The sequence below is a fragment of the Acidovorax sp. SUPP2825 genome, assembly GCF_030158995.1.
GTDB lineage: Bacteria > Pseudomonadota > Gammaproteobacteria > Burkholderiales > Burkholderiaceae_C > Paracidovorax.
In genome coordinates, this window is the sequence record NZ_BQXK01000027.1 from 1 (window position 1) to 25,720 (window position 25,720).

Sequence of the window (25,720 nt, forward strand, 5' to 3'; positions counted from 1 at the left end):
CCTGATGACCATAGCAAGTTGGTCCCACTCCTTCCCATCCCGAACAGGACAGTGAAACGACTTTGCGCCGATGATAGTGCGGGTTCCCGTGTGAAAGTAGGTCATCGTCAGGCTCTTACAGCCCAAATCGCCCCGACATCTAACGATGTCGGGGCGATTTGCTTTGGAGAATGAAAATTTTGAATCAAGCGATATAGTTGTAGTCACATGCAATTACAAGATATTCTTTATTCCCAGGGTTTCGGAACACGAAGGGTATGTGCAGGGTTGATCCAACGAGGCTTAGTGCGCTTGTTTGACCCGAAAGCTGATGCATTCAGCATTTGCGCGGATTCCTCTGTTGATGTAACGCCGGATGGATTGCGTTTTCAGGTTCAAGAGGAAACGTGGGTGTACCAACCCAAAGCCTATGTGATGCTTCACAAGCCATCAGGGACCGAATGCTCTCAGAAACCTTCCACTTATCCAAGTGTTTACACATTGCTGCCTGTGCCGTTGCGACAACGACCTTGTAAAAGTGCAATACAGGGTGTGCAAGCGGTAGGGCGCTTGGATCAAGACACGACGGGACTGCTGTTACTCAGCGATGACGGGCAATTCATTCATCGCATGAGTTCTCCCAAAAAACATGTTCCCAAAGTGTACGAAGTGGCGACGAAACACCCTGTGAGCGCAGTTCAAATTTCCCGCTTGCTCGAAGGCGTCGTACTTGATGATGATCCTGTTGCGGTGAAAGCCGCTGCTTGTGTTCAGACATCCGATCACGGTGTAAGCCTCACTTTGACGGAGGGTAAGTACCATCAGGTCAAACGCATGCTTGCTGCAGTGGGGAACCGTGTGGAGACCCTGCACCGGTCGCGTATCGGCAATCTGGCATTGCCGACCGATCTGGCGTCAGGACAGTGGAAATGGCTTGATGACAATGATCTTGCGGCCTTGACGAGCTAGCCTGCCGCTGACTATCAATTTTTTGTCGTCTCTTGCGTTGGGCTGATGAGGTGCCGGGTTGTTACCCGAATGGGCAGATACGGTGTACTTGCACCGGCTACACTGCCGCGTGTTGTGAAAGTACATGCTGTGAAGTTTTCATTTGGCGGATGTTTCCGCGGTGCGTTGTTGGGGTGGGCTTTTTTTGCTGCGACTGTGATCAGTGCGGCCCCTTCGTCACCCCCTCCTGTGTTCGTGCTGAACTCGCTTGAAGCGGATATCAGCGTGATTGATCCGGCTACCTGGACGGAAACCTCGCGGATTCCCACGGGGAAAGAGCCGCACCACATGTACCTGACACCGGACGAGAAATCTCTCGTGGTAGCAAATGCGCTGGCAGATACGCTGACCTTCATTGATCCCAAGACCGCCCAGGTGCAACGTACGGTTCGAGGCATTGTTGATCCTTACCATTTGCGGTTCACTCCCGACATGAAATGGCTGATCACCGCGGCCAATCGCTTGAACCACGTGGACTTTTATCGTTGGGATGGCAAAGACCTGACTTTGGTACAAAGGGTGGCGACAGCCAAAACCCCGAGTCATCTGTGGGTGGATAGCCAGAGCCGAACGGTCTACTCCACGATGCAGGACAGTGATGAACTCGTTGCGATCGACATCGCAACCCAGAAGATCAAGTGGCGGATCAAGACGGGAGCCATGCCGGCCGACATCTATGGAAGCCCGGACGATAAGTTCCTGTTCATCGGTTTGACGGGCAGCGACAGTGTCGAGGTGTTCGAAGTGTCTGAAAATACGCCTCGCAGCGTCCAAAGGATCAAGACCGGCAGCGGTGCCCATGCGTTCCGCGGTGCAGGTGACAAGCGCCATGTGTATGTCAGCAATCGGGTCGCCAATACGATCAGCAAGATCGACATGGTCAAACGGCAAGTCGTCGATACCTATCCGGCGCCCGGTGGGCCAGACTGCATGGACGTTTCTGCGGATGGCCGGTGGATCTATGTCAGTGCCCGATGGGCCCGCAAGATGTTGGTCATCGACACGGTAGAGCGTAAGGTCGTTCAAAAAATCAATGTGGGCAAATCGCCTCACGGCGTCTGGACTCTGCAGCACGCTCCCAGATAAAACTGGAAAAAAAATGGCATTGCGCACTTCGACCTTCGTGGGTCTATATGCTATTTTTTTAATAGCATCTGGGGCCGTGAGCACGGCGGAAGCGGCTGAAGCAGCCGATTGCCAAAAACCGCTGTACCTGACCTTCGATACAGGGCACATGGAAATTGCCCCCTTGGTTGCCGATGTGCTCAAACGAAAAAAAGTCCTTGTGACTTTTTTTGCAGCCAATGAAAAAACAAAAACGGGCGATGGCAGTTTGGGAACGGCCTGGGCTCCGTGGTGGCATGCACGGGCGGCAGAAGGGCATGCGTTTGCCTCTCACACGATGGACCATACCTATTGGCGTGCCGATGCTGGCACGCCGACTGCGCCGCAATTCCATGTGCGTTCCTCTTCTGGCCCTCAGGCTGGCAAGGATTTGACCCTCAGCGCTGAGCAGTATTGCAGCGAAATACGAAGGGCTTCCGATCGCCTGCGCGAAGTGACGGGAAAGGCGCCCCTTCCACTTTTCCGGGCGCCTGGCGGAAAGACATCACCTCGCCTTCTGGCCGTTGCCAAAGCCTGCGGCTATGCACACGTGGGTTGGTCGCCAGCAGGCTTCCTGGGCGATGAACTACCCAGTGAAAAATTCAGCAATGCAGCCTTGTTGAAGAAAGCACTGGACAATATTCGAAGCGGAGACATTCTGCTGGCCCATCTGGGCATCTGGTCGCGAAAGGACCCGTGGGCTCCAACGGTCTTGGAGCCGCTGATCGACGGGTTGAAGCAGCGCGGTTTCTGCTTCAGAACGCTGAATGACCATCCCGATTACCGCGACTGGCTGACGGGCAAGCGTTGAGTCCGATCAGTCGATGGACAGGACAGGAGTTGTGAGCGATGGATTGGTTGACTAACGGTTTTGATACCGCACAGCAATGTCTGTTCGAGTCGGTCATTCAGCCTGTGATGTTCGCGACGGGCATGGCGGGGCTGCTGGAGGATGGCTATGCCGCTACCGGGTGGCTGCTGGTCGGACTGCTGCAGCTGGTGGTGATGCTGGCAATCATTGCGCCGCTGCAGCGCTGGCGGCCCGTAGAGCCCCTGCTCGACCGTGCCGCGGTGCGGACGGACATTGTCTACACACTGATTCACCGCCTCGGCCTGTTTCGGTTGGCACTTTTCTTCAGTATCGATCCGCTGTGGGACGCATTTTTCGGCGCGCTGCGCATGGACGGTATCAGCACGTTCCATCTGGATGCGCTATGGCCGGGCGTGACCGACCTGCCTTGGGTCAGCTTGCTGGTTTATCTGGCAGTGTTTGACTTCCTGGACTACTGGATTCACCGCGGGCAACACCACTTCGAATGGTGGTGGCGGCTGCACTCGCTGCACCACTCGCAGCGGCAGATGACCATGTGGAGCGACAACCGCAACCACCTTCTGGATGACCTGCTTCGGGATGCGATCGTGGTCACCGTGGCGCAACTGATCGGTGTGGCACCTGGCCAATTCGTGGCCATCGTGGCCTTGACCCAATTGAGCGAGAACTTCCATCACGCCAATTTGCGTGTGTGGTTCGGCCGCTGGGGGGAGCGTCTCTGGGTGAGTCCCCGGTTTCACCGCCTGCACCATGCGATCGGCATCGGGCACGAATCGGTGACGATGCGCCCGGTCCAGTCTCCATCGCAGGTCGTGGCGGAGCGCTATGTCCAGGCCGAGCCCATCCAGAAACCCGTCACGGTCTTGGGTGGCTGCAATTTCGGCGTGTTGCTGCCTTGGTGGGACATCCTCTTTCGGACTGCCAATTTCGAACTGCGATACGACCCGACCGGTGTCCGGGATCAGGTTCAGCCAGGGCCGGATGGCCGTGTTCGCAACTATGGGCGGGGGTTTTGGGCGCAGCAGTGGCGAGGTGTTTTGCGTCTCCTGGGTAAAGCCTAGCCAGCGGTCGGACTTCTGCTCACGCTATGCTCGCGCCATGGCATTGCTGATCGATTCCTTCTGGCGCGCTGCCGCCTATTGCCTGCACCCCCGCGTGATTGCGCTTTCGCTGCTGCCGTTGCTGCTCATGCTGCTGCTGGCCTGGGTGGCCAGTCATTTTTTCTGGGGCATTGCGGTGCAGGCGGTCCGCTTCGCACTGGAGTCATCGGACATTCTGGCGATGGTTTGGGGATGGTTTCAGGCCTGGGGCATCGAGCAGGCACCTGCCGCCATCGCTCCTTTGATCGTGGTGGTTCTCTCGACGCCGGTGATCATGATCTTCTCGGTGCTGGTGGTCGCAGTGATCATGACGCCTGCGCTCGTGACGGTGGTGGCCAAGCGCCGTTTCCCATTGCTGGAGCGCAAGCGCGGCGCGTCGATGGTGGCCAGCCTGGCATGGTCTCTCGGCGCGACGATGGCCGCCATGGCGGCGCTGGTGGTGTCCGTTCCGCTCTGGCTCATTCCACCGCTGGTGCTGGTGCTGCCACCGCTGATCTGGGGTTGGCTGACCTACCGCGTCATGGCGTTTGACGCGTTGGCCGAGCATGCGAGCCGACAGGAGCGCGAAGCCATTTTCAAGTGCCACCGCATGCGCCTGCTGACCATCGGCATCTTGTGCGGCTACCTGGGGGCAGCGCCTGGAATCGTCTGGGCGTCCGGGGTGTTGTTCGCTGCGGCGTTTTTCGTCCTGATTCCGTTGGCCGTCTGGATCTACACCCTGGTGTTCGCCTTCTCTTCCCTGTGGTTCACCCACTACGCGCTGGACGCGCTCCAACAGTTGCGTGCCGAACAAACCGGCGGTCCTGCCGGCGGCGGCGCTGGCGCTGCACCCACTCTTACTCCCATTGCACCCGCAAACCCCGCACCATGACCCCTTCCTTCGGACTCATCATCATTGGCGACGAAATCCTGTCCGGCAAGCGCGCCGACAAGCACCTGCCAAAGGTGATCGAGCTGCTGGGAGCGCGCGGTTTGCAGTTGGCCTACGCCGACTATGTGGGTGACGACCCAGGCCGCATTACCGCGACCTTGCAGCGTGCCTTCGCTTCCGGGGATGTGGTGTTTTCCTGCGGCGGTATCGGTGCCACGCCCGACGATCACACTCGCCAATGCGCTGCGCGCGCGCTGAACGTGCCGCTCCGGTTGCATCCAGAAGCGGAATCGTTGATTCGGGAGCGCATGCAGGACGTCGCGACGGAGCAGGGCGTGCCTTATGAGCCCGACCGTGCGGACAATGTGCACCGACTGAACATGGGGGTGTTTCCCGAGGGGGCTCGCATCATTCCCAATCCCTACAACAAGATTCCTGGTTTTTCATGCGACGGCGGTGCCGGCGGTGCCGTGCATTTCGTGCCGGGCTTTCCCGTGATGGCTTGGCCGATGGTGGAATGGGTGCTGGACCGCCACTGTGCGCAGTGGTTCAATCGCGCCCCCCAAACCGAGCATTCCGTCGTGGTCTACGGCGCGATGGAGGCGGCTCTGACGCCGTTGATGGAGCGGATTGAAAGCCAGCACGCGTCGGTACGTGTTTTCAGCCTGCCGAGCGTGGACCATCCCGTGCATGGGCGCCACATCGAGCTTGGCGTCAAAGGCCCCGCAGAGTTGGTGCCCGCCGCCTGGACCGAGTTACAGGCAGCGTTGCATGAATTTGGTGCAAACTGCGGCCCTGAAATGGTGCGAAATCTCTAGAGCCCTGTTTTGCGCCATGAATTGCACTTAAATGGTGCAAATTCAGTGAGGCGGCAGATCTGGAAGAGGGCGTGCTCCGCCTTAGTGCATTGCAGCACCTGGCTGGCACGCAACCTGCTTTTCTTTCGTGGTGTTTTTTTCAACAAGCGCTTAAATCCTGGAGAACCTGATGGCAAAGACCGTTGCAGACGTGATGAAGATGGTGAAGGAGAACGAGGTCAAGTTTGTTGACTTTCGCTTCACCGATACCCGCGGCAAGGAACAGCACGTGACTGTGCCCGTGTCCCATTTCGATGAGGACAAGTTCTCTTCGGGTCACGCATTCGACGGCTCTTCGGTGGCGGGCTGGAAGGGCATTGAAGCTTCGGACATGCAACTCATGCCCGACCCCAACACCGCCAACATCGACCCGTTCTTTGAGGAAACCACGCTGTTCCTGCAATGCGACGTGATCGAGCCGGGCGATGGCAAGGCCTACGACCGTGACCCCCGCTCCATCGCCAAGCGCGCTGAGGCCTACCTGAAGGCTTCCGGCCTGGGCGACACGGCCTTCTTCGGCCCCGAGCCTGAATTCTTCATCTTCGACGGCGTGCGCTGGTCCAATGAGCCCGGCAAGGTCATGTTCGAGATCGAAGAATACGAAGCGCCCTGGAACTCCGGCGCCAAGCTCGAAGGCGGTAACCGCGGCCACCGTCCCACGGTCAAGGGCGGCTACTTCCCCGTGCCCCCCGTCGACAGCACGCAGGACATGCGCGCTGAAATGTCCCTGATCCTCGAATCCCTGGGCATTCCGGTCGAAGTGTTCCACCACGAAGTGGCGGGCGCAGGCCAGAACGAGATCGGCACCAAGTTCAGCACGCTGGTCGAGCGTGCCGACTGGACCCAGGTCCTGAAGTACGTGGTCTGGAACGTGGCCAATGCCTACGGCAAGACCGCGACCTTCATGCCCAAGCCCTACGCCGGCGACAACGGCTCCGGCATGCACGTGCACCAGTCGATCTGGAAGGACGGCAAGAACCTGTTCGCTGGCGACGGCTATGCCGGCCTGTCGGACTTCGCCCTGTACTACATCGGCGGCATCATCAAGCATGCACGTGCCCTGAACGCCATCACCAACCCTGGCACCAACAGCTACAAGCGCTTGGTGCCCGGCTTCGAAGCCCCGGTGAAGCTGGCCTACTCGGCTCGCAACCGCTCGGCATCGATCCGCATTCCTTACGTGGCGAACCCCAAGGGCCGCCGCATCGAGGCACGCTTCCCCGATCCATCGGCCAACCCGTACCTGTGCTTCTCGGCCCTCATGATGGCCGGCCTGGATGGCGTGGAAAACAAGATCCATCCCGGCGAAGCCGCCACGAAGGATCTGTACCATCTGCCGCCCGAGGAAGACAAGCTGGTCCCGACCGTGTGCCACAGCCTCGACCAGGCGCTGGAGTATCTGGACAAGGACCGCGGTTTCCTTACCAAGGGTGGCGTGTTCTCCGACTCCATGCTCGACGCCTACATCGACCTGAAGATGGGCGAAGTCACGCGTTTCCGCATGGCGCCCCACCCCGTGGAATACGACATGTACTACTCGCTGTGATCCCTGGGCTGCAGCCACGGGACACACCACCAAAAGGCGGCTTCGGCCGCCTTTTTTCATGGCGTTGCCAGCGCCGTGACCCATGGGCGAATAACCGCCATGGACCGGGGGCGCCGATTGGCGAGGCCCAGCGATTGGGAGATACTCCCCTGGCATCTCCCGCATGCCGCCGGCATGCCTTGCGAGGAACCTGAATGAAAAAAACACTCATCGCACTGATGGCCGTCGCCGCCGTGGCGCCCGCCGCGTGGTCGCAGGATCGCATCTACCGCTGCGGCAATGAATACACCAACAATGCCAGCCAGGCCAAGGAACGTGGCTGCAAACTGGTCGAAGGCGGCAATGTGACGGTCGTGCAGGGCGCGCGGCCAGGCGGCGCGCCAGCGGCTTCGGGCGCGCCGAGCGCCAGCACCTCGCCCGCCAATGCCCCACGGGTGGACACCAACGACCAGCGCGCGAGGGATTCCGATGCGCGCGCCATCCTCGAAGCCGAACTCCGCAAGGCCGAGGCACGTCAGGCCGAGATCGCCAAGGAATACAACAACGGCGAGCCCCAGCGCACCGCCCTCGAACTGCGCAACCCCCAGCTGTGGATGGAGCGCACCGCCGAGCTGAAGGCCAGCCTCGCCCGCGCGGACAGCGATGTGGCCGGCATCAAGCGCGAACTCGCCCGCCTGCCCGCGGCCAATCGCTGAGCGTGGTGGCTTCTTCCAAACCCGATACCGCGCGCTACCAGGCGCTGGACCTCGTGTCCACGCTGGTGGCTGTGCTGCAACCCGACGGGGCCGTGCTGTTCGCCAATGCGTCCCTGGAGAACATGCTGGGGCTGTCGCGGCGCACGCTCGAAGGCTCCGACTTCAGCGGCTATTTTTCCGACCCGGCGCTGCTGCAGACGGCCCTGGCCGGAGCGCGTGGGCAGGACTTCGCCGCGCTGCGCTTCGAGGCCGCGCTTCGTCGCGCCCAGCAGCAAGATGCGATGCCCGTGCACGTGCACCTGGCGGTCGCAGAGCACACGGGCGAAATCCTGGTCGAACTGTGGCCTCTGGAGGCGCAGGCCCGGCAGGACCGCGAAGAGCGCCTGCGCGAACAGGCTCTCGCCAACAAGGAATTGATCCGCAACCTGGCACACGAGATCAAAAACCCCTTGGGCGGCATTCGCGGCGCGGCGCAGTTGCTGGAGATGGAACTCGACAATCCCGAGCTCACCGAATACACGCAGGTCATCATCCACGAGGCGGACCGGCTGCAGAGCCTGGTGGATCGCCTGCTGGCACCCCACCGCCATCCACACCTGGTGGGCGACGTGAACATCCACGAGGTGTGCGAGCGTGTGCGGTCGCTGGTGCTGGTGGAGTACCCGCAGGGGCTGCGCGTGCAGCGCGACTACGACACCTCGATTCCCGAGTTCCGCGGCGACCGCGCGCAACTCATCCAGGCGCTGCTGAACATCGTGCAGAACGCTGCCCAGGTGCTGACTGAACGCATTGCCGTGGGCGACGCGCTCATCACGTTGAGCACGCGCGTGGCGCGCCAGGTCACCTTCGGCCGGCAGCGGTATCGGCTGGCACTGGAATTGCATGTCATCGACAACGGACCGGGCGTGCCCGAAGCCATCAAGGAGCGGATTTTCTATCCTTTGGTGACAGGGCGTGATGGGGGATCGGGGTTGGGGCTGACGCTGGCGCAAACCTTTGTGCAGCGCCACCACGGATTGATCGAATGCGACAGCGTGCCGGGTCGCACCGATTTCCGAATCCTCATTCCCTTGCCTTGAGGTCCCGATAAGCAATCCATGGGAACAAGGTAGAACCAACACATGAAGCCGATCTGGATAGTAGATGACGACCCCTCGATCCGCTTCGTCCTAGAGAAGGCGCTGGCACGCGAGAGCTTGCCGACGCGCAGCTTCACCCACCCGCGCGAGGTGCTGGAAGCGCTGGCTGAAATCACCCCCGGCGATCCCGAGCGGCAAGGTCCGCAGGTGCTAGTGAGCGACATCCGCATGCCGGGTGGCTCGGGCCTGCAACTGCTGGAGAAAGTGCGCGAACAGCAGCCGGGCCTGCCCGTCATCATCATGACGGCGTATTCCGATCTGGACAGCGCGGTCTCCGCTTTTCAGCGTGGCGCTTTCGAATACCTTCCCAAGCCCTTCGACCTGCCCAAGGCGGTGGAGCTGATCCGCCGCGCCGTCGAAGAAAGCCAGCGCGAAGAAGTCACTGAAGAGCGCCAGACCGCCGCGCCTGAAATGCTGGGACAGGCCCCGGCCATGCAGGACGTGTTCCGGGCCATCGGGCGGCTGAGCCAGAGCCAGGTCACGGTGCTCATCACCGGCGAATCGGGCTCAGGCAAGGAACTGGTGGCGCGCGCGCTGCACAAGCATTCGCCCGTGGCCGGCGGCCCCTTCGTGGCCATCAACACCGCGGCCATCCCGAAAGACCTGCTGGAAAGCGAACTGTTCGGCCACGAGCGCGGCGCCTTCACCGGCGCGCAGACGCAGCGGCGCGGGCGATTCGAGCAGGCGGAAGGCGGCACGCTGTTCCTCGATGAAATCGGCGACATGCCGTTCGACCTGCAAACGCGGCTGCTGCGCGTGCTGTCCGATGGCCAGTTCTACCGCGTGGGCGGCCATGCCGGCGTCAAAGCCCATGTGCGGGTGATCGCGGCGACCCACCAGGACCTGGAACGCCGGGTGAAGGACGGCGTGTTCCGCGAAGACCTTTTCCACCGCCTCAACGTCATCCGGTTGCGCCTGCCCGCGCTTCGGGAGCGCCATGAAGACGTGCCCATGCTGACGCGGCACTTCCTGCAGCAGAGCGCGCGGCAACTGGGCGTGGAGCCCAAGCGCATCTCCGACGCCGCGCTCGTCCGGCTGGGCCAGTTCGGCTTTCCCGGCAACGTGCGGCAACTGGAGAACATCTGCCACTGGCTGACCGTGATGGCGCCGGCGCAGGTGATCTCGCTGCAGGACCTGCCGCCCGAAGTCCTGGAGGCGCCGGTGGCGGCAACGCCGCTGGACGCAGCAGCGGCCTCGCCAGAGCCGCGCAGCGAGGCGCCGGTTTCCACGCTGGCGGCCCCGGCTTCACAAGGCACCGCACCGGCCATTCCTGCAGCGGCGGCGCTGCCCCGGGAAGACCGGGTGTTTGCCGCACCGGCCCTGGGCGCGGCCATCCCGTCGGCCGGGGCGTCGCAGGTGATCCTCGCCGACCCGCCGGGTTGGGAGCAGGCGCTGGAAGCCGAGGCGCACAAGCTGCTGTCCGGGGGGCAGACCGAGGTCTGGGATGCGCTGTCGCGGCGCTTCGAGTCGCGCCTCATCCGCACGGCGCTGGCCGCCACGCACGGACGGCGCATGGAGGCAGCGCAGCGCCTCGGAATCGGTCGCAACACCATCACGCGCAAGATCCAGGAGCTGGGCCTGGATGCACCTGAAGATGCATGACAAAAAGGCCTCCACGGCAATGAAAACGCCGGCATGTAGCTATTGATTTTGTAGCAATAGAGCAAGATCCGGCCAGTGTTTTCACGCCGGCCTGTGCAGGCACGAGTCCTACAGGCGTGCGGTGCACAGGCCGACCTCCGGCGCAATGGATGCCTTGAAGAATGAAGGCACTGTTCAACCAACCGGAGTTACTTCATGTCCGATTTCAACGATGCAAACCGCGACCCTCTGACCAACGAGCCTGGCGCGCACCCCGTGGGCACCGGCGTCGGCGCTGCTGGTGGCGCAATGGCGGGAGCGGCGGCCGGTGCCTTCGGCGGCCCGATCGGCGCCGCGGTGGGTGGTGTGGCGGGTGCGGTGGTCGGCGGCCTGGCCGGCAAGGCGGCTGCCGAGTCGGTCAACCCCACCGTGGAAGACGCCTACTGGCGTGAAAGCTACGACCGCGAGCCCTACTACGTGAAGGGCCGTGCCTATGACGAATACCGTCCTGCCTACGAACTGGGCTGGAGCTCGGTCGGCCGCTATGACGGTGACTTCGAAGCCGTCGAACCCAACCTGGCCCGTGACTGGGGCACGGCACGCTCGACCAGCCGCCTCGAATGGGAAGAAGCCCGTCCCGCTGCCCGCGCCGCCTGGGAGCGCGCAGGCCGCGGCACCACTTTGGCCTCCGACTCCACGTACGGCAACACCTACGACAACACCACTGCCCTGGTGGACAACGACGACGTGGTCGATGTGCTGGACGACCTGCTGGAATCCTGCCGCGATGGCGAATACGGCTTCAAGGCTTCGGCCGAGCACGCCGACTCGCCGGAACTGAAGGGCATCTTCCTGCGCCATGCCAGCGAATGTGCGGCTGCGGCCACGGAACTGGAACGCGAAATCCGCAACCACGGTGGCGAGCCATCCAGCGGTGGTTCGATGTCCGGTGCGCTGCATCGCGGCTGGGTGTCCGTCAAGGCGGCGATGTCCACGCGTGACGACAAGGCCGTGCTGGAAGAGTGCGAGCGCGGCGAGGACGCGGCCGTGGCCCGTTACCGCAAGGCGCTGAAGGCGTCTCTGCCGGCCAACGTGCGTGCCATGGTGGAACGCCAGGCCGAAGGCGCCCAGCGCAACCACGACGAAGTGCGTGCCTTGCGCAATCGCTTCCAGGCTGCGGCATAACGCGTCCGTAGCGGGTTCCGCGAAAGCTGAGCTGCCGCTGTCACCGCCACTGCGGTGGCCGTGGCGGTGGTTATTTCGCTGCAACCCTGTACCTCAAGAGCCCCGGACCCCCGGGGCTTTTTTGCGTCTGCCAGCAATCCTGCAAATCTCGTTCGCATCGTGCTGCGGCGCTTCGCTTGGGGGCCTGCAACGGTCCGTGGACGAACCCTAGAGTGAGCGGTTCACCGGTGGTGTGCCAATCCGGTGGACCATTCCGTTCACAACAAAAGGGGGGAGATTTCATGAACGCAATCCACAGCAGCCCGGTATCTGCCCGGCGGCCGGGCCCCGAACGGGGGCAGAGCTTTCCTGGTGCCGATCGGCGCGAGACCAACGCCAGTACGACCGCGCCCCCGCAACGCTCCCGTGCGCAAACCACGGCGTCTTCGGGCGGGCTCCAGCCGCTTTTTCCACGCTCTGGCAGGCCGCACGGCGACGCCGTCGCGCCTTCGCCCCGGGCTGCATTGCCGCGGCCATCCGGGTCGGTGCGGCCGGCCGGGGGCGAGCATGCCGCCATGCCTGGGTCCATCTCCTCCCTGGAGGCCGCTTCGTTCGTCGAGATCGACCTGTCCGACAGCGTGTCCGACCGGACCTCGGTCTATTTCTCCGCCCGAACGTCTCTCCCTCGGGAGGAGGCGTTGCATGACGCCGCTGAGGACACGATCGCCTCGCTCCTGGGGCCGGGCGCCGCGCAGGCGCCGGACGTGGTCGCGCGGCTGGAGCGCAACACCGAAGTGCTTTTCACGAAAGGCATCGACACCCCGAAGAAGCTCCACGATTTCCTGAGCCAGGCGTGGCGGCACGATGCGACGCTGAGTTTTATCGGAATGGGTTTTGCCGACGGCGCGGGCTACATGGCCGCCATGACGGCGGCCAACGAAAAGCTGGTGGCGATGCTGCCGCTGGCGCTGCTCAAGAATCCCTCCCTGCTGGGGCTGGCGGTGGGCGTCGGCGTGGGCGCGGTGGATGTGTTCACCAGTGTGGTGGGCGGGGCCATCATCAAGCCCGGCATCTACAACGACTACGGCGGCAACGCCCGGTTGCCGGTGTCGCTGCGGCCGGATCCGCATGCAGAGATTCTCAAGAACGCGGGCGTTTCGGCGGGTCTCAACGTGACCAAGAACCTGCCCAGGACGGTGGAGCCCTACATCCAGGCCGCCATTGAGGGCCGGGGCGACCACAGCGTGAACCGTGCCTGGGCGGACCGAATCGACGCGACCTTCATCGATGGGTTCGGCGGCATGCTGGCCGCCGGGGCGAAGAACGTGATGAAGCTGTCGCAGACGGTGCCGTACGACGCTCGCATGCTGCTGCGCGACGACCTGCCCGAGGTCATCGACAAGACCCAGGCCTCCTGGGGCGACAGGATCAAGGCCATGGGCCCGTCGGCGCTGCAGGGCGCCAAATCCCTGGTGACCTCACCCGTGCCGGTCGCGGTCGTGGCCACGGTGGGCCTGTTCGCGTCCGAACTCTTCGCCGCCAACGCCAGCATCGACCTCGCAGGATCGCCGGCATCGCTGCCCCCCGACCGTGCCGATGCCGGCATGCTGGCGGGCAAGCGGGCCTCGTCGGTCATGCTGTTCGGACTCATGTCGGGGTTGATCGAAATCGGGGTCCCGTATGTGGCCCAGGGCGGAGCCTACGCCGCCCGGAAAATCAAGGACGGCTGGCAACAGGCGCCCAACGTGATGGCCTGGGCGCAGGAGTGCCTGGGTCCCACCGCCCGCAGGCCGTCGGATGTGGAAATGGGGCTGGCGGGCGCGGCCCGTCGCTGACCGCTGGCGGCCCTCTGGGCCGCGCGTCTTCGGTGGTCAATCCAGCGTGGCGACGACCGGCGCGTGGTCGCTGGGCTGCGGGTTCTTGCGCGGCGCGCGGTCGATGGTGCAGGCCGTCACGCGCCCCCGCAGCGCTTCGCTCACCAGGATGTGGTCGATGCGCAGGCCGCGGTTCTTCTGGAAGCCCAGCATGCGGTAGTCCCACCACGAGTAGCTCTTTTCGGGCTGGTCGAACAATCGGTAGGCGTCGGTCAGGCCCAGTTGCAGCAGCTGCTGGAAATGGCCGCGTTCCTCCACGGTGTGGTGGATGGTGTCCTTGAGGCCCACCGGATCGAACGAGTCGCGGTCTTCGGGGGCCACGTTGAAATCGCCCAGCAGGGCCAGGCGCGGGTGCGCCTGCAATTCCTCGCGCAGCCAGCGGTGCAGCGCTTCGAGCCACAGCATCTTGTAGGCGAATTTTTCCGACCCCGGTGCCTGGCCGTTGACGAAATAGCCATTCACCAGCCGCAGGGGGCCGTCCGGGGTGTCCAGGGTGGCGGCGATCACGCGGGCCTGCGCGTCTTCGTGGGCGGGGATGTTCCGCACCACGTCGCGCAGCGGGCTGCGGCTCAGGATGGCGACGCCGTTGTAGGTTTTCTGGCCGAAGGCCACCGCGTGGTAGCCGATCTCCTTCAACGCGTCGTGGGGAAACTTTTCGTCCACCAGCTTCAGTTCCTGCAGGCACAACGCGTCAACGGGGTTGTCGGCGAGCCAGGCGATCACCTGGGGCAGGCGCACGGAGAGGGAGTTGATGTTCCAGGTGGCAAGTTTCATGTTCGACCCATCTTGTTGGCGCACGCGCCGTTCGTCTTCGGAGCATCCCCCGCTTGCGGCCATGTGGCTTCGCGCGGGGATGAATCCGCCGATTTTCCCCCGGGTGGGGGACGCCCCACGCGAAATTGCTGGGTGAGGGGACGCTGCGGTGTCGAGGAGGGCCGAATGCCGTGCCGCTTTGGGTCGAGAAGGCCTGCAATGGCCGGGAAAAGAGGCCTGGGTGGCAGCGCGGGGAAACCGAAGGCGGCAGGCCGCGCGGCGGAGAACGAAGGCGTCGTCAAGGCCGGGGAGGGGGCTTATGCGCGGCGCCTTGAAGCCGCAACCGTGGCCCAGCGAAGGCGGTCAGCGCAGCGGCGACAGGATGCCCGTGAGGCGCCGCCAGTCGACGGGCTTGAGAAAGTGGTGGTCCACCACCGCCAGCAGTTCGGTGACGCGGTCGTTGGTGTCCGTCCAGCCGGTCAGGGCGATCAGGACGATATCGTCGTTGTGCTTTTCGCGCACGCGCCGCGCCAGTTCCAGCCCGTCCATGCCCGGCATGTCGAAATCCAGGAGCACGCAGGCCGGCTGGTGCTTTTCGATGTAGTTCAGCGCGTCCGCGCCGCTGTTGGCAATCGCAGCGGTAAAACCATCCAGTTGGAGGGCCATGGCTGCCAGCTCCGCCGTCTCGGGATGATCGTCCACCACCAGTATTTCCGCCGCCCTTTGAGTCATTCCGCTCGTCTTTCTAGTAACTGCGTTTTATACCTGCAAGCGCTCCAACCGCCTATGTCAAAAGACATGGCATGGCCGCCAGCGCCGCGTGGCAAACGGAGTTCCTGCAATAGGGGTTTGTGGGTGGTCGTCACGGCGACGGGGCGAGCGGCGCGTCGGCACGCGCGGTCTCCTGCGGGCCACGCACCTGCGGCAGGCAGTCGGGGTATTCGCGCTGGATGAAGCTGACCAGCGCCTCGCGCACGCGGCAGCGCAGGTCGAACGCCAGGCCCGACGATCGGGCCGAGACCAGCACGCGGATCTGGATGGTGCGCTCGGTCACGTCGGTGAGCTGCAGCACGCTCACGCGCCGGTCCCATTCCGGTGCCGTCTCCAGGATGCGGTCCAGTTCGGCACGCAGCGGGTCCAGCGGCAGGCGGTAGTCCGCGAACAGGAACACGGTGCCCAGGATCTGCGAGCTGGTCCGTGTCCAGTTCTGAAAGGGGTTCTCGATGAACCACTGCAGCGGGATGATCAGCCGCCGCTCGTCCCAGATGGCCAGCACCACGTAGGTGCCCGTGATCTCTTCCACGCGGCCCCATTCTCCCTGCACGATCAGCACGTCGTCGATGCGGATGGGCTGGGCCAGCGCGATCTGCAGGCCCGCGATGATGTTGCTGAACACCGGCCGTGCCGCGATACCGGCCACGATGCCGACCACGCCGGCCGAGGCCAGCAGGCTGGCGCCCACCTGCCGTGCGCCAGGAAAGGTCATGAGCATGAGCGATACCGCGGCCATCACCACGCCCGTCATGGCGGTGCGCGACAGCACCCGGGCCTGCGTGGCCACGCGGCGTGCCGTCAGGTTGTCTTCCACGTTCGCCGGGTAGCGGGCGATGAGCCCGTCCGCCACTCCGCCGATGGCGGCGATCAGCGCCCAGGCCGTCACCGCGATGAGCGCCAGCCCCGTGAGGTGCCGCACCGTGCCGAGGTGGGGCAGCGTCTCGGCCGCGGCCACCCAGACCAATTGCGTGGCGAACAGGGGCAGCAGCACGCGCATGGCGGGGACGCAGGCCTGCACGACGGTCTGCAGCACGGGCAGCCCGCGCGTGGCCCGCAGGGCGAGCAGCGCGGCGATCCGGTGGGCCATGGCACCGGCCATGGCGGCCAGGCTGGCGCCGAGCAAGGTGGCGAGCCAGGGGGAGAGGGACAGGAAATCCAGCATCGTCGAGGGGGCTCCTTGGGGTGGGGTGGCAAGAAAAGAAACGGCGGTGGGATGGGCGGGCCGCTTCGGGGCGGCCGCTCGCCGGCCGGGCGAGATGGGAAACGGACAGGACCGGTTGACCCCCCGGTTTTGACAGGGCGGTGCCCTGGCCGCAGCGGGCCGGGCGCGGGTACATCCCGATTGTCCAGAAACGGCTTGGAAGTAAAAGGTTCCAAGAACTGTTACGTTTTGACATACTGCAGGGCGCGTGCCCCTCAGGCATGTCCTGACCAGTGTGTGTGTCCTGCCGTGATGGAAGGTTCAAAGCGACTGTGATGGTATCTCCACGAATGCATAGCGAGCGCGCTACCTGCGCGACCGCCTTCGGCCCCCGGGGCCGGCCAGCGGCATGGGGTACCGGCCCATGGCGGTGAGCACCCGCTCCGGCGGCATCGGCGGCCTGCACGACCACGCCATGGGCGACGCGCGGTGGCGCCGTGGGGCCGCGCTGGTCATCGCCATGGCGCTGCTCGGTGCGTGGCTGGTGGTCGAAACCGTGGCGCACGTGCGTGCCTCGGGCCGGGGGGAAGAGCGCAGCCGCCAGCTGGCGCACACGGCCGATTCGCTGCTCAACCAGAGCATGGGCAGCCCGATCCTCGGCGCCGTGACGCTGCTGGGACTCAGCGAGCCCGCGCTCAAAGAGGTGGCGACCGGCGAGCTGCCCCCCGATGCGCCCGAGGCGCTCGCCCGCCTGGCCGTGGTGCGCGGCCGGTTCCTCATGAGCGGCGTGTACGTGCTGTCGCGCGATGGCACCGTGGTGGCGCACGAGACGCCGGGCGCGCCGTCCACCGGCATCAACCTGGCCTACCGGCCGTATTTCAAGCAGGCCATCCGGGGCGGCGTGAACGTGTACCCGGCCCTGGGCAGCAACACGCAGGAGCGCGGCCTGTACTACGCCGCGCCGCTGTACGAGGGCGATTCGCCGGCCAGCGCCATCATCGGCGTGGTGATGGTCAAGGTGTCGTTCGACGCGTTCGATGCGCAGATGGCCCGCTCGGGCTACCCCATGCTGCTGATGTCGCCCAAGGGCGTGGCCTTTTCGGCCACCCGGCCTGAATGGCGCTACGCCATGGCGCCGCCGCTCACCCAGGCACGCATCGATGCCGTGCGCGACCAGCGGCAGTTCGGCAAGGTCTTCGACAACGGCGTGGCGTCGGCGCTGCCGTTTCGGCTCGATGCGCGCGAGGTGGTGGTGAACGGGACGACCTACGCGCTCGACAAGCACCCGCTCGACTGGAAGGATCCCGACGGCACCTGGCAGCTCGTCGCGCTGGACGATGTGAGCGCGCTGCTGCCCCCGTCACGGCGCTGGCTGATCGGCGGCGGCACGTTCGCCCTGCTGCTGCTCATGGGCGGGATGATGCTGGAGATGCTGCGCCACCGCGCGCGCATGGCGTCCGCGATGGAGCGGTTCCAGGTGCTGGGCGCGGCGCTGCAGACCAGCCCGGTGGCGGTGGTCATCACCGACGCGCAGGGGCGCATCGAGTGGGTCAACACCGAGTACGAGCGCAACAGCGGCCGCACGCTGCAGGAGGTGCGTGGCCGCAAGCCCTCGGTCATCTCCAGCGGCCAGACGCCACCCGAGACCTACCAGCAACTGTGGGCGCGGCTGCTGTCGGGCCAGTCCTGGCGCGGCGAATTCATCAACCGCCGGGCGGACGGCACCCTGTTCCATGAAGAGGCGACGCTCTCGCCTGTGTTCGACCAGCGGGGCCGGCGCATCGCCATCGTCGGGCTGCACGAGGACGTCACCGACCGCATCACCGCCCACCACGAACTGCAGCGGCGCGAGCGCCTGCTCAACGACCTGCTGGCCCAGCAGACCGCCATCTTCGACAACGCGCCGCCCATCCTGCTGGTGTGCGACGGCGTGTTCCGCCAGTTCAACCCGGCATTCGCCGAGTTGATGAAAGGCTCGGCCACCGAGTTGCTCGGCCACTCCGTGTCGCGGATGTTCGGCGGCGCGCAGGGCCATGGCGTGTTTCTGGAGCGCACCGGCGCCCGGCTGGCGGCGGGCGAGGCGGTCCGGGAGGTCTGCACGCTGCACCGACTGGACGGCACGACGTTCGAGGCCCGCGTGTCCGGCCGCGGCCTGGAGATGGACGGCTTCAGCGATTCGTGCCTGTGGGTGATCGAGGACGTGAGCGAGGCGCGCGCGGCCGAGGAAGCCATGCGCGAGATCAACGACCGCCTGGCGCTGGCGCAGGAGGCTGGCAAGGTGGGCGTGTTCGATCTGGACCTGGCCTCGGACCGGTTGGTGTGGAGCGACAAGCTCGAATCCCTGTACGGCGTGCCGCCGCAGCCGCGAGGGCGCAGCCTGCAGGACTGGCTCGACCGTCTGCACCCCGAAGACCGGGCCCGCGCCCAGGCGCGCATCGACAGCGCGCTGGCTGGCAGCGACGGCCAGTTGCAGGACTCCTGGCGCGTGGTGCGGCACGATGGCGAGGTGCGCTGGTTCCTGTGCGCGGCGCGCATCATCCGCGACGACGAAGGCCGCGCGCGGCGACTGATCGGCGTGCAGGTGGACGTGAACGACCAGAAGCTGCTGGAGGCACAGGTGGCCGAGCAGCTGGTGTTCCAGCAGGCGCTCATCGACGCGATTCCCGTGCCGCTGTTCTACAAGGATGCGGAGGGGCGCTACGTGGGCTTCAACCGGGCCTACGAGCGCGCCTTCGGCGTGCGCCGCAACGACCTCATCGGCCGCACCGTGCTGGACCTGCATTACCTGTCCGAGGCCGAGCGCGCCGCCTTCGACTCCGATGCGCAGTTCGCGCTGAGCGGCGCGCAGTCGGTGCACAAGGAGGTGGACCTGCCCTATGCCGACGGCGAGATCCACCACACGCTGTTCTGGCTGCACGGGTTCCAGAGGCCCGATGGCACGCCGGGCGGCGTGATCGGCACCTTCGTGGACATCACCGACCGCCAGCGTGCCGAGCGCGAACTGCGCCGCGCCAAGGAGATGGCGGAGGAAACCACGGCGCTCAAATCCAACTTCCTGGCCAACATGAGCCATGAGATTCGGACGCCGATGAACGCCATCATCGGCATGTCGCACCTGGCGCTCAAATCGGGCCTCACGCCGCGCCAGAGCGACTACGTCTCCAAGATCCAGCAGGCCGGGCAGCACCTGCTGGGCGTCATCAACGACATCCTGGATTTCTCCAAGATCGAGGCGGGCAAGCTCATCGTCGAAAAGCAGCCCTTCGTACTCGACCGCATGCTGGAGGGCGTGGCCGACGTGGTGGGCTACAAGGCGGGCGTGAAGGGGCTGGAGCTGGTGCTCGATGCCGCGGCCGACGTGCCCGCGCACCTGGTGGGCGATGCGTTGCGGCTGGGGCAGATCCTCATCAACTTCGCCAACAACGCCATCAAGTTCACCGAGCGCGGCGAGATCCACATCCTGGTGCGCGTGCTCGAGCGCGCCGGCCAGCGCGTGCTGCTGCGCTTCGAGGTGCGCGACACCGGCATCGGCATGACCCCCGAGCAGATGGGGCGGCTGTTCCAGAGCTTCCAGCAGGCCGATGCGTCCACCACGCGCCGCTACGGCGGCACCGGCCTGGGCCTGGCCATCTGCAAGAACCTGGCCGAACTCATGGGCGGCGAGGTGGGCGCCGAAAGCGAGCCCAGCAAGGGCTCGGCCTTCTGGGTGACGCTGCCGCTCGATTGCGGCATGACCGTTCCCGCACTGCTGCCGCCGCCCGGCGTGCGCGGGCGCCGCGTGCTGGTGGTGGACGATAACCAGACGGCGGCCACCGTGCTGTCCGACATGCTGCAGGCCATGGGCTTCGAGACGACCGAGGTGGAGTCCGGCCTGCAGGCGCTGGCCGCGCTGCGCCAGGGCATCGACGAGCGGCACCCCTACGGCCTGCTGCTGATCGACTGGCACATGCCGGGCATGGACGGCATCGAGCTGGCCCGCCGCATCCGCGAGATCGGCCTGGACCGCGTGCCGCAGATGCTCATGGTCACCGCCTACGGGCGCGAAGAGGTCATGCTCGCCGCCCGTGCGCAGGGCATCGAGACCGTGCTGGTCAAGCCGGTGAGCGCCTCGGTGCTGTACGACACGCTCATGCAGCCGCTGGAGCACGGCTGGATGCCCACGCAGGCCCACCTGGCCCAGCCCGGCAGCGACCAGCCGCCGCTGGCCGTTCGCGGCGCCACCGTGCTGCTGGTGGAGGACAACGAACTGAACCAGCTCGTGGCCCTGGAGCTGCTGCGCGATGCTGGCTTCGTGGTGGACGTGGCCGCGCACGGGCAGGCCGCGCTCGAATGCATCGAGCGCCAGGACTACGACGCCGTGCTCATGGACATGCAGATGCCCGTGATGGACGGCGAGACCGCCACACGCGCGCTGCGCGCGGACCCGCGCCACTCCAACCTGCCGATCATCGCCATGACCGCCAACGCCATGGAGTCCGACCGCCAGCGCTGCTTTGCCGCCGGCATGAACGACCACGTGCCCAAGCCCATCGAGCCGGCGGTGCTCTGGCGGGCGCTGGCGCGGTGGATCCGGCCGCGCCCGGGGCTGGGTGTACGCCTGGACGAGGCCGGCGGGGCGCCGGGGCCCGCGGTGGCCGCCGGCCCGACGGGCACCGGGGCCTCGGCCGCGACCGCCGCGGCGCTGGGCGGGTCTGCGCAACTGCCCCAGGGCGTGCCGGGGCTCGACACGGCGCTCGGGCTGCAGCGCGCGCTGGGCCGGCCCGCGCTGTATGCCGACATGCTGCGCCGGTTCGCCGAAGGCCAGCGGCACGTGGCGCGCGACCTGTCCGGCGCGGTGCGGGCGCAGGACTGGGAGCAGGCCGAGCGGCTGGCGCACACGCTGCGCTCGGTGGCGGCCAACATCGGCGCGCAGCCGCTGTCCCACGAGGCCGAGGCCCTGGAGCAGGCGCTGCGCACCGGCCAGCGCAGCGCGGCGCTGCAGCGCCTGTGCGACGGCGTGGACCGGCGCGTGGCCGAGCTGCTGGAAGGTCTGGACGCCTGGACCGCGGCAGCGCAGCCTGCCGCCCTGGCGCCGGGGAATGCGCCGCCGGGCCAGCCGGCCCCGATGGCGCTGCGCCCGGCCCTGCAGCGCCTGCGGGTGCTGCTGCAGGCCGATGACCCGGCCGCCGTGGACCATCTGCAGCAAAATAGGCCGGTGCTGGAAAGTGCGTTGGGCGCGGCGTTCGCTGCGCTGGAATCGGATACCCGGAGTTTCGAGTTTGAGCGGGCCTTGGACACGCTGCATGCCGCGGCGCAATCGGACCTCGACGGGTCCGAGCCTTCTCCAGGCGGGGCCGCATGACAGGACCACCCCATGGACATCCCCCATTTCTATGCCGACGAGTCCCTCTTTGTCGAAAAACCCATCGCCACCGTGCTGGTGGTGGACGACACGCCCGACAACCTCACGCTCATGGGCACCCTGCTGCGTGACCACTACCACGTCAAGGTCGCCAACCAGGGCGAGAAGGCCTTGCGGATCGCGCAGTCGTCCCCGCCGCCCGACCTGATCCTGCTGGACATCATGATGCCGGGCATCGACGGCTACGAGGTCTGCCGCCAGCTCAAGGCGCACCCGCAGTCGCGCGACATTCCGGTCATCTTCCTCACCGCGCGCTCCACCTCGGACGACGAGCGCACGGGCCTGGCCGCCGGTGCGGTGGACTACATCACCAAGCCCATCAGCCCGCCCATCCTGCTGGCGCGCGTGCACACCCACCTGGCGCTGAAGGCCACCGCCGACTTCCTGCGCGACAAGAGCGCCTACCTGGAGCGCGAGGTGGCCATGCGCACGCTGGAAGTGCAGGCCATCCAGGACGTGACCATCATGGCCATGACCTCCCTGGCCGAAACGCGCGACAACGAGACGGGCAACCACATCCGCCGCACGCAGCTGTACGTGAAGGCGCTGGCCGAGCACCTGCGCCTGCACCCGCGCTTCGAGCAGACGCTGACCGAACGCATGATCGAGCTGCTGTACAAGTCGGCGCCGCTGCACGATATCGGCAAGATCGGCATTCCCGACCGCATCCTGCTCAAGCCCGGCAAGCTCACGGTGGAAGAGTTCGAGGTCATGAAGACGCACACCACGCTGGGCCGCAACGCCATCGAGGACGCCGAGCGCCGCCTGGGCATGCGCGTGGCCTTCCTGAGCGTGTCCAAGGAGATCGCCTACAGCCACCAGGAAAAGTGGGACGGCAGCGGCTACCCGGAGGGCCTGGCGGGCGATGCCATTCCCGTCTCGGCACGGCTCATGGCCGTGGCCGATGTGTACGACGCGCTCATCAGCAAGCGCATCTACAAGCCCGCGTACTCGCACGAGCAGGCCTGCGCCACCATCGTGCGGGGCCGCGGCACGCATTTCGACCCCGACATGGTGGATGCCTTCGTGGACCTGGCCGACGACTTCCGAGACATCGCGCTCAAGTACCCCGACCCGGAATAGGCCGGCACGGGCCACGGGCCCGAAAAGAAAAAAGGGACTGCCGCTCGGCCCACGGGCCGCAGCGGCAATCCCTTCGCGCGGGCGCGGCCGGGTCAGCGGGCGCCGGTGGCGGCTTCGCCGTCCTCGGCCGGGGTGGCCGGCGCCACGTCGTCCAGGCCGTCCGTGGGCAGCGAGAGGTTGGCCGCCGCCTGGCGCACGGCCGCCTTGTCACCGGCGCTGGCGAACTGGCTGTATTTGCTCAGGATGGGCACCAGCTGGCCGTAGATGCGCGGTGCGCCGGCCAGGCATTCGCGCTGCTCCAGGAAGTCCGCCTCGCCCGTGAAGTTGCCCACCAGGCCGCCGGCCTCGGTCACCAGCAGCGAGCCGGCCGCCACGTCCCAGATCGACAGGCCGGTCTCGAAGAACGCTTCGGTGTAGCCCGCGGCCACGTAGGCCAGGTCCAGCGCGGCGGCGCCCGGGCGGCGCAGGCCGGCGGTGCGCTGCATCACGTCGGCCATGATGTTCAGGTAGTTCTTGAAGTTGTCGCCCGGGCGGAACGGAAAGCCGGTGGAGATCAGGCATTCCTTGAGCTGCGTGCGCTTGGAGACGCGGATGCGGCGCTCGTTCAGGTAGGCGCCGCGGCCCTTGGTGGCGGTGAAGAGGTCGTTGCGGGTCGGGTCGTAGATCACGGCCTGCTCGACCTTGCCGCGCACGGCCAGCGCGATGCTCACGCAATAGACCGGAAAGCCGTGGATGAAGTTGGTGGTGCCGTCCAGCGGGTCGATGATCCAGACGAACTCCGAATCCTTCGCGCCGTATTCGCTGCCCGATTCCTCGGCCAGGATGCCGTGGCCGGGGTAGGCCGTGAGCAGCGTCTCGATGATGGCCTTTTCGCTCGCGTGGTCCACCTCGGTCACGAAATCGTTGATCTGCTTTTGCGAGATCCGCACGGATTCCACGTCCAGGGCCGCGCGGTTGATGATGGCGCCGGCGGCGCGTGCGGCCTTGATGGCCACGTTGAGCATGGGGTGCAGATTGGTCGACATTGGATTGTGGCGTGGGCCGGGCGCGCGGCAAGGGCGGCCTGGCGGTTCAGGAACGGGGAATGGCGCCCCGGCGATGCGGACGGCGACAATGAGCGCGCGATTTTACCCGTACTGCCTTTTTTCACCGACCGCGCGCCATGAAGACCCGTTTCATCCTCCTCCACACCAGCCATGCCGGCAACGTCGGCGCCGCCGCCCGCGCCATGAAGACCATGGGCTTCGGCGACCTGGTGCTCGTCGCCCCGCGCTGGGCCAACGTGCTGCGCCGCGAGGAAACCATCCAGCGCGCCAGCGGCGCCTTGGACGTGCTGGAGAACGCGCGCATCGTCGCCACGCTGGACGAGGCCCTGGACGGCATGAGCCACCTGTGCGCCACCGCCATGACCCCGCGCGACTTCGGCCCGCCGACGCGCTCGCCGCGTGAGCATTTCGAGTTGCTATTGAAAAGTGAGCAACATGCCCTAGAAGAACATGTGCTGGAGCCCGATTTGGCTCCCACTCCCACTGCGGAGGCCGGCGTGGCCTTCCTGTTCGGCAGCGAGCGCTTCGGCATGGCCAACGACGACGTGTACCGTTGCCACGTGGCGCTGTCGATTCCCACCAACCCCACGTTCGGCTCGCTCAACCTGGGGGCAGCCATCCAGGTCGTCGCCTACGAATGGCGCCTGGCGCTCGGCGGTTTCCCCGCCGCCGACGGCGCGGCGGCCGCAGCACCCGCCACCGAGCGGGCCGACGCCGCGCAGGTGGCCGGCATGCTGGCGCACTGGGAGCGCGCGCTGGTGGACATCGGTTTTCTCGACCCCGCCGCGCCCAAGAAGCTCATGCCGCGCCTGAACCAGCTGTTCAACCGCGCGCAACTCACGCCCGAGGAAATCCACATCCTGCGCGGTGTCGCCAAAGCCATGACCGGCGCCGCGCAGGCAAAGCGCTAGACTCGGCGGCTCTTTTTCCGCTGCGCCCCCACGCCCCACCACCCCATGTTTGCCCGCCTGCGCTCCGACGTCCAGTGCATCCTCGACCGCGACCCCGCCGCGCGCAGCACCTGGGAGGTGGTCACCTGCTACCCCGGCCTGCATGCGATCTGGCTGCACCGTCCGGCGCACTGGTGCTGGCGCCACGGCCTGCCATGGCTGGGGCGCTTCATTTCGCATTTCGCGCGCTGGATGACCGGCATCGAGATCCACCCGGGCGCCAGGATCGGCGAGCGCGTCTTCTTCGACCATGCCATGGGCGTGGTGGTCGGCGAAACCGCCGAAATCGGCGACGGCTGCACCATCTACCAGGGCGTGACCCTGGGCGGCACCTCGCTCTACAAGGGCGCCAAGCGCCACCCCACGCTGGGCAAGGACGTGGTGGTGAGCGCCGGCGCCAAGGTGCTGGGCGGCTTCGAGGTGGGCGACGGCGCCAAGATCGGCAGCAACGCGGTGGTCATCAAGCCCGTGCCGCCAGGCGCCACGGCCGTGGGCATCCCGGCCCGCATCATCCCCTCCAAGGCCGGCCAGAGCGCCGACGTGACCGAGCCGCAGGCCGCGCGCCCGTTCACTGCCTACGGCATCACGCAGGAAGACGACCCGCTTTCGCAGGCCATGCGCGGCCTGATCGACAACGCCTCCTCGCAGGAGCACCAGATCGCGCTGCTGTGGCAGGCCATCGAAAAGCTTTCGGCCAACCCGCAGGCCCCGGCCAAGGACTGCGTGCCCTGCGACGCGGCGCGCGAGGAGCAGTTTCAGGCGGACAAGCTCAACGAGTTGGTGGGGAAGTGACCCGGCGCCTTGGCTGGTGGCCGGTGGCGG

20 protein-coding genes and 1 rRNA gene are annotated in these 25,720 nt (G+C 65.9%); 17 read left to right on the forward strand and 4 right to left on the reverse strand.

Annotation, left to right across the window (positions count from 1 at the left end):
* The 13 genes from rrf to AVAK2825_RS22890 all read left to right on the forward strand — a co-directional run bounded on the left by rrf (position 1) and on the right by AVAK2825_RS22890 (position 13,711).
* Positions 1-113: ribosomal RNA gene (gene rrf, locus AVAK2825_RS22830) — 5S ribosomal RNA — on the forward strand.
* Between the two features lie 94 nt (positions 114-207).
* Complete coding sequence (locus tag AVAK2825_RS22835; protein WP_284402716.1) at positions 208-948, forward strand: 16S rRNA pseudouridine(516) synthase; 741 nt, start codon at positions 208-210, stop codon at positions 946-948.
* 165 nt (positions 949-1,113) lie between these two features.
* The gene (locus AVAK2825_RS22840; protein WP_502870599.1) at positions 1,114-2,073 is read left to right on the forward strand and encodes a YncE family protein; all 960 of its coding nucleotides are present in this window, start codon (positions 1,114-1,116) and stop codon (positions 2,071-2,073) included.
* Between the two features lie 13 nt (positions 2,074-2,086).
* Positions 2,087-2,902 (forward strand): polysaccharide deacetylase family protein, encoded by an 816-nt coding sequence (locus AVAK2825_RS22845; protein WP_284402717.1) that lies wholly within the window; start codon positions 2,087-2,089, stop codon positions 2,900-2,902.
* Positions 2,903-2,940: 38 nt separating this feature from the next.
* Complete coding sequence (locus AVAK2825_RS22850; RefSeq protein ID WP_284402718.1) at positions 2,941-3,984, forward strand: sterol desaturase family protein; 1,044 nt, start codon at positions 2,941-2,943, stop codon at positions 3,982-3,984.
* A 37-nt stretch (positions 3,985-4,021) separates the two neighbouring features.
* Entirely contained in the window at positions 4,022-4,894 is an 873-nt protein-coding gene (locus AVAK2825_RS22855) for an EI24 domain-containing protein (protein WP_284402719.1), read from the forward strand.
* A complete protein-coding gene (locus tag AVAK2825_RS22860; protein WP_284402720.1) occupies positions 4,891-5,712 on the forward strand; it encodes a competence/damage-inducible protein A in 822 nt (273 codons plus the stop codon). Before AVAK2825_RS22855 ends, AVAK2825_RS22860 begins: the two co-directional genes overlap by 4 nt.
* A 169-nt stretch (positions 5,713-5,881) precedes the next feature.
* Positions 5,882-7,297, forward strand: coding sequence for a type I glutamate--ammonia ligase (gene glnA / locus AVAK2825_RS22865; protein WP_272551879.1), 1,416 nt, complete (start codon positions 5,882-5,884; stop codon positions 7,295-7,297).
* Positions 7,298-7,491: 194 nt separating this feature from the next.
* A complete protein-coding gene (locus tag AVAK2825_RS22870) occupies positions 7,492-7,992 on the forward strand; it encodes a hypothetical protein (protein WP_284402721.1) in 501 nt (166 codons plus the stop codon).
* Between the two features lie 5 nt (positions 7,993-7,997).
* On the forward strand, positions 7,998-9,071 hold the full coding sequence (glnL, locus tag AVAK2825_RS22875) for a nitrogen regulation protein NR(II) (protein WP_502869138.1): 1,074 nt from the start codon (positions 7,998-8,000) through the stop codon (positions 9,069-9,071).
* A gap of 42 nt (positions 9,072-9,113) precedes the next feature.
* Complete coding sequence (gene ntrC / locus AVAK2825_RS22880; RefSeq protein WP_284402722.1) at positions 9,114-10,733, forward strand: nitrogen regulation protein NR(I); 1,620 nt, start codon at positions 9,114-9,116, stop codon at positions 10,731-10,733.
* Positions 10,734-10,928: 195 nt separating this feature from the next.
* Positions 10,929-11,897, forward strand: a complete 969-nt coding sequence (locus tag AVAK2825_RS22885) for a ferritin-like domain-containing protein (RefSeq protein WP_272568244.1) — start codon at positions 10,929-10,931, stop codon at positions 11,895-11,897.
* A 554-nt stretch (positions 11,898-12,451) separates the two neighbouring features.
* The gene (locus AVAK2825_RS22890) at positions 12,452-13,711 is read left to right on the forward strand and encodes a hypothetical protein (protein ID WP_284402723.1); all 1,260 of its coding nucleotides are present in this window, start codon (positions 12,452-12,454) and stop codon (positions 13,709-13,711) included.
* 36 nt (positions 13,712-13,747) lie between these two features.
* Here the strand turns inward: AVAK2825_RS22890 and xth are convergent, their stop codons facing one another.
* The 3 genes from xth to AVAK2825_RS22905 form a co-directional block, all read right to left on the reverse strand.
* Positions 13,748-14,524 carry an exodeoxyribonuclease III gene (gene xth, locus AVAK2825_RS22895; RefSeq protein ID WP_284402724.1) on the reverse strand — a complete coding sequence of 259 codons (777 nt, stop codon included), beginning with the start codon at positions 14,522-14,524 and terminating at the stop codon, positions 13,748-13,750.
* A gap of 342 nt (positions 14,525-14,866) precedes the next feature.
* Complete coding sequence (locus AVAK2825_RS22900; protein ID WP_284402725.1) at positions 14,867-15,205, reverse strand: response regulator; 339 nt, start codon at positions 15,203-15,205, stop codon at positions 14,867-14,869.
* Between the two features lie 160 nt (positions 15,206-15,365).
* Positions 15,366-16,439, reverse strand: a complete 1,074-nt coding sequence (locus AVAK2825_RS22905; RefSeq protein ID WP_502870598.1) for a mechanosensitive ion channel family protein — start codon at positions 16,437-16,439, stop codon at positions 15,366-15,368.
* Between the two features lie 403 nt (positions 16,440-16,842).
* On the opposite strand from AVAK2825_RS22905, the gene AVAK2825_RS22910 reads away from it, so the two are divergent.
* A complete protein-coding gene (locus AVAK2825_RS22910; protein WP_284402727.1) occupies positions 16,843-21,759 on the forward strand; it encodes a PAS domain S-box protein in 4,917 nt (1,638 codons plus the stop codon).
* A gap of 12 nt (positions 21,760-21,771) precedes the next feature.
* Positions 21,772-22,902, forward strand: coding sequence for a response regulator (locus tag AVAK2825_RS22915; RefSeq protein ID WP_284402728.1), 1,131 nt, complete (start codon positions 21,772-21,774; stop codon positions 22,900-22,902).
* Positions 22,903-22,994: 92 nt separating this feature from the next.
* Here AVAK2825_RS22915 and AVAK2825_RS22920 read toward each other — a convergent pair whose 3' ends face one another.
* Positions 22,995-23,927 carry an inositol monophosphatase family protein gene (locus AVAK2825_RS22920; RefSeq protein ID WP_284402729.1) on the reverse strand — a complete coding sequence of 311 codons (933 nt, stop codon included), beginning with the start codon at positions 23,925-23,927 and terminating at the stop codon, positions 22,995-22,997.
* Between the two features lie 137 nt (positions 23,928-24,064).
* On the opposite strand from AVAK2825_RS22920, the gene AVAK2825_RS22925 reads away from it, so the two are divergent.
* Positions 24,065-24,859, forward strand: a complete 795-nt coding sequence (locus AVAK2825_RS22925) for an RNA methyltransferase (protein ID WP_284402730.1) — start codon at positions 24,065-24,067, stop codon at positions 24,857-24,859.
* Positions 24,860-24,904: 45 nt separating this feature from the next.
* Positions 24,905-25,690, forward strand: a complete 786-nt coding sequence (gene cysE / locus AVAK2825_RS22930; RefSeq protein WP_284402731.1) for a serine O-acetyltransferase — start codon at positions 24,905-24,907, stop codon at positions 25,688-25,690.
* Positions 25,691-25,720: the final 30 nt, after the last annotated feature.

Excerpts from the sequence above, each read along its gene's own strand:
- AVAK2825_RS22845 (WP_284402717.1), top strand. The coding sequence starts at position 2,087 with ATGGCATTGCGCACTTCGACCTTCGTGGGTCTATATGCTATTTTTTTA.
- AVAK2825_RS22915 (WP_284402728.1), top strand. The coding sequence starts at position 21,772 with ATGGACATCCCCCATTTCTATGCCGACGAGTCCCTCTTTGTCGAAAAA.
- AVAK2825_RS22860 (WP_284402720.1), top strand. The coding sequence starts at position 4,891 with ATGACCCCTTCCTTCGGACTCATCATCATTGGCGACGAAATCCTGTCC.
- AVAK2825_RS22925 (WP_284402730.1), top strand. The coding sequence starts at position 24,065 with ATGAAGACCCGTTTCATCCTCCTCCACACCAGCCATGCCGGCAACGTC.
- AVAK2825_RS22850 (WP_284402718.1), top strand. The coding sequence starts at position 2,941 with ATGGATTGGTTGACTAACGGTTTTGATACCGCACAGCAATGTCTGTTC.
- AVAK2825_RS22885 (WP_272568244.1), top strand. The coding sequence starts at position 10,929 with ATGTCCGATTTCAACGATGCAAACCGCGACCCTCTGACCAACGAGCCT.
- AVAK2825_RS22870 (WP_284402721.1), top strand. The coding sequence starts at position 7,492 with ATGAAAAAAACACTCATCGCACTGATGGCCGTCGCCGCCGTGGCGCCC.
- cysE (WP_284402731.1), top strand. The coding sequence starts at position 24,905 with ATGTTTGCCCGCCTGCGCTCCGACGTCCAGTGCATCCTCGACCGCGAC.
- AVAK2825_RS22920 (WP_284402729.1), bottom strand. The coding sequence starts at position 23,927 with ATGTCGACCAATCTGCACCCCATGCTCAACGTGGCCATCAAGGCCGCA.
- AVAK2825_RS22910 (WP_284402727.1), top strand. The coding sequence starts at position 16,843 with ATGGCGGTGAGCACCCGCTCCGGCGGCATCGGCGGCCTGCACGACCAC.
- AVAK2825_RS22890 (WP_284402723.1), top strand. The coding sequence starts at position 12,452 with ATGCCTGGGTCCATCTCCTCCCTGGAGGCCGCTTCGTTCGTCGAGATC.
- AVAK2825_RS22835 (WP_284402716.1), top strand. The coding sequence starts at position 208 with ATGCAATTACAAGATATTCTTTATTCCCAGGGTTTCGGAACACGAAGG.
- glnA (WP_272551879.1), top strand. The coding sequence starts at position 5,882 with ATGGCAAAGACCGTTGCAGACGTGATGAAGATGGTGAAGGAGAACGAG.
- AVAK2825_RS22905 (WP_502870598.1), bottom strand. The coding sequence starts at position 16,439 with ATGCTGGATTTCCTGTCCCTCTCCCCCTGGCTCGCCACCTTGCTCGGC.
- ntrC (WP_284402722.1), top strand. The coding sequence starts at position 9,114 with ATGAAGCCGATCTGGATAGTAGATGACGACCCCTCGATCCGCTTCGTC.
- xth (WP_284402724.1), bottom strand. The coding sequence starts at position 14,524 with ATGAAACTTGCCACCTGGAACATCAACTCCCTCTCCGTGCGCCTGCCC.
- AVAK2825_RS22855 (WP_284402719.1), top strand. The coding sequence starts at position 4,022 with ATGGCATTGCTGATCGATTCCTTCTGGCGCGCTGCCGCCTATTGCCTG.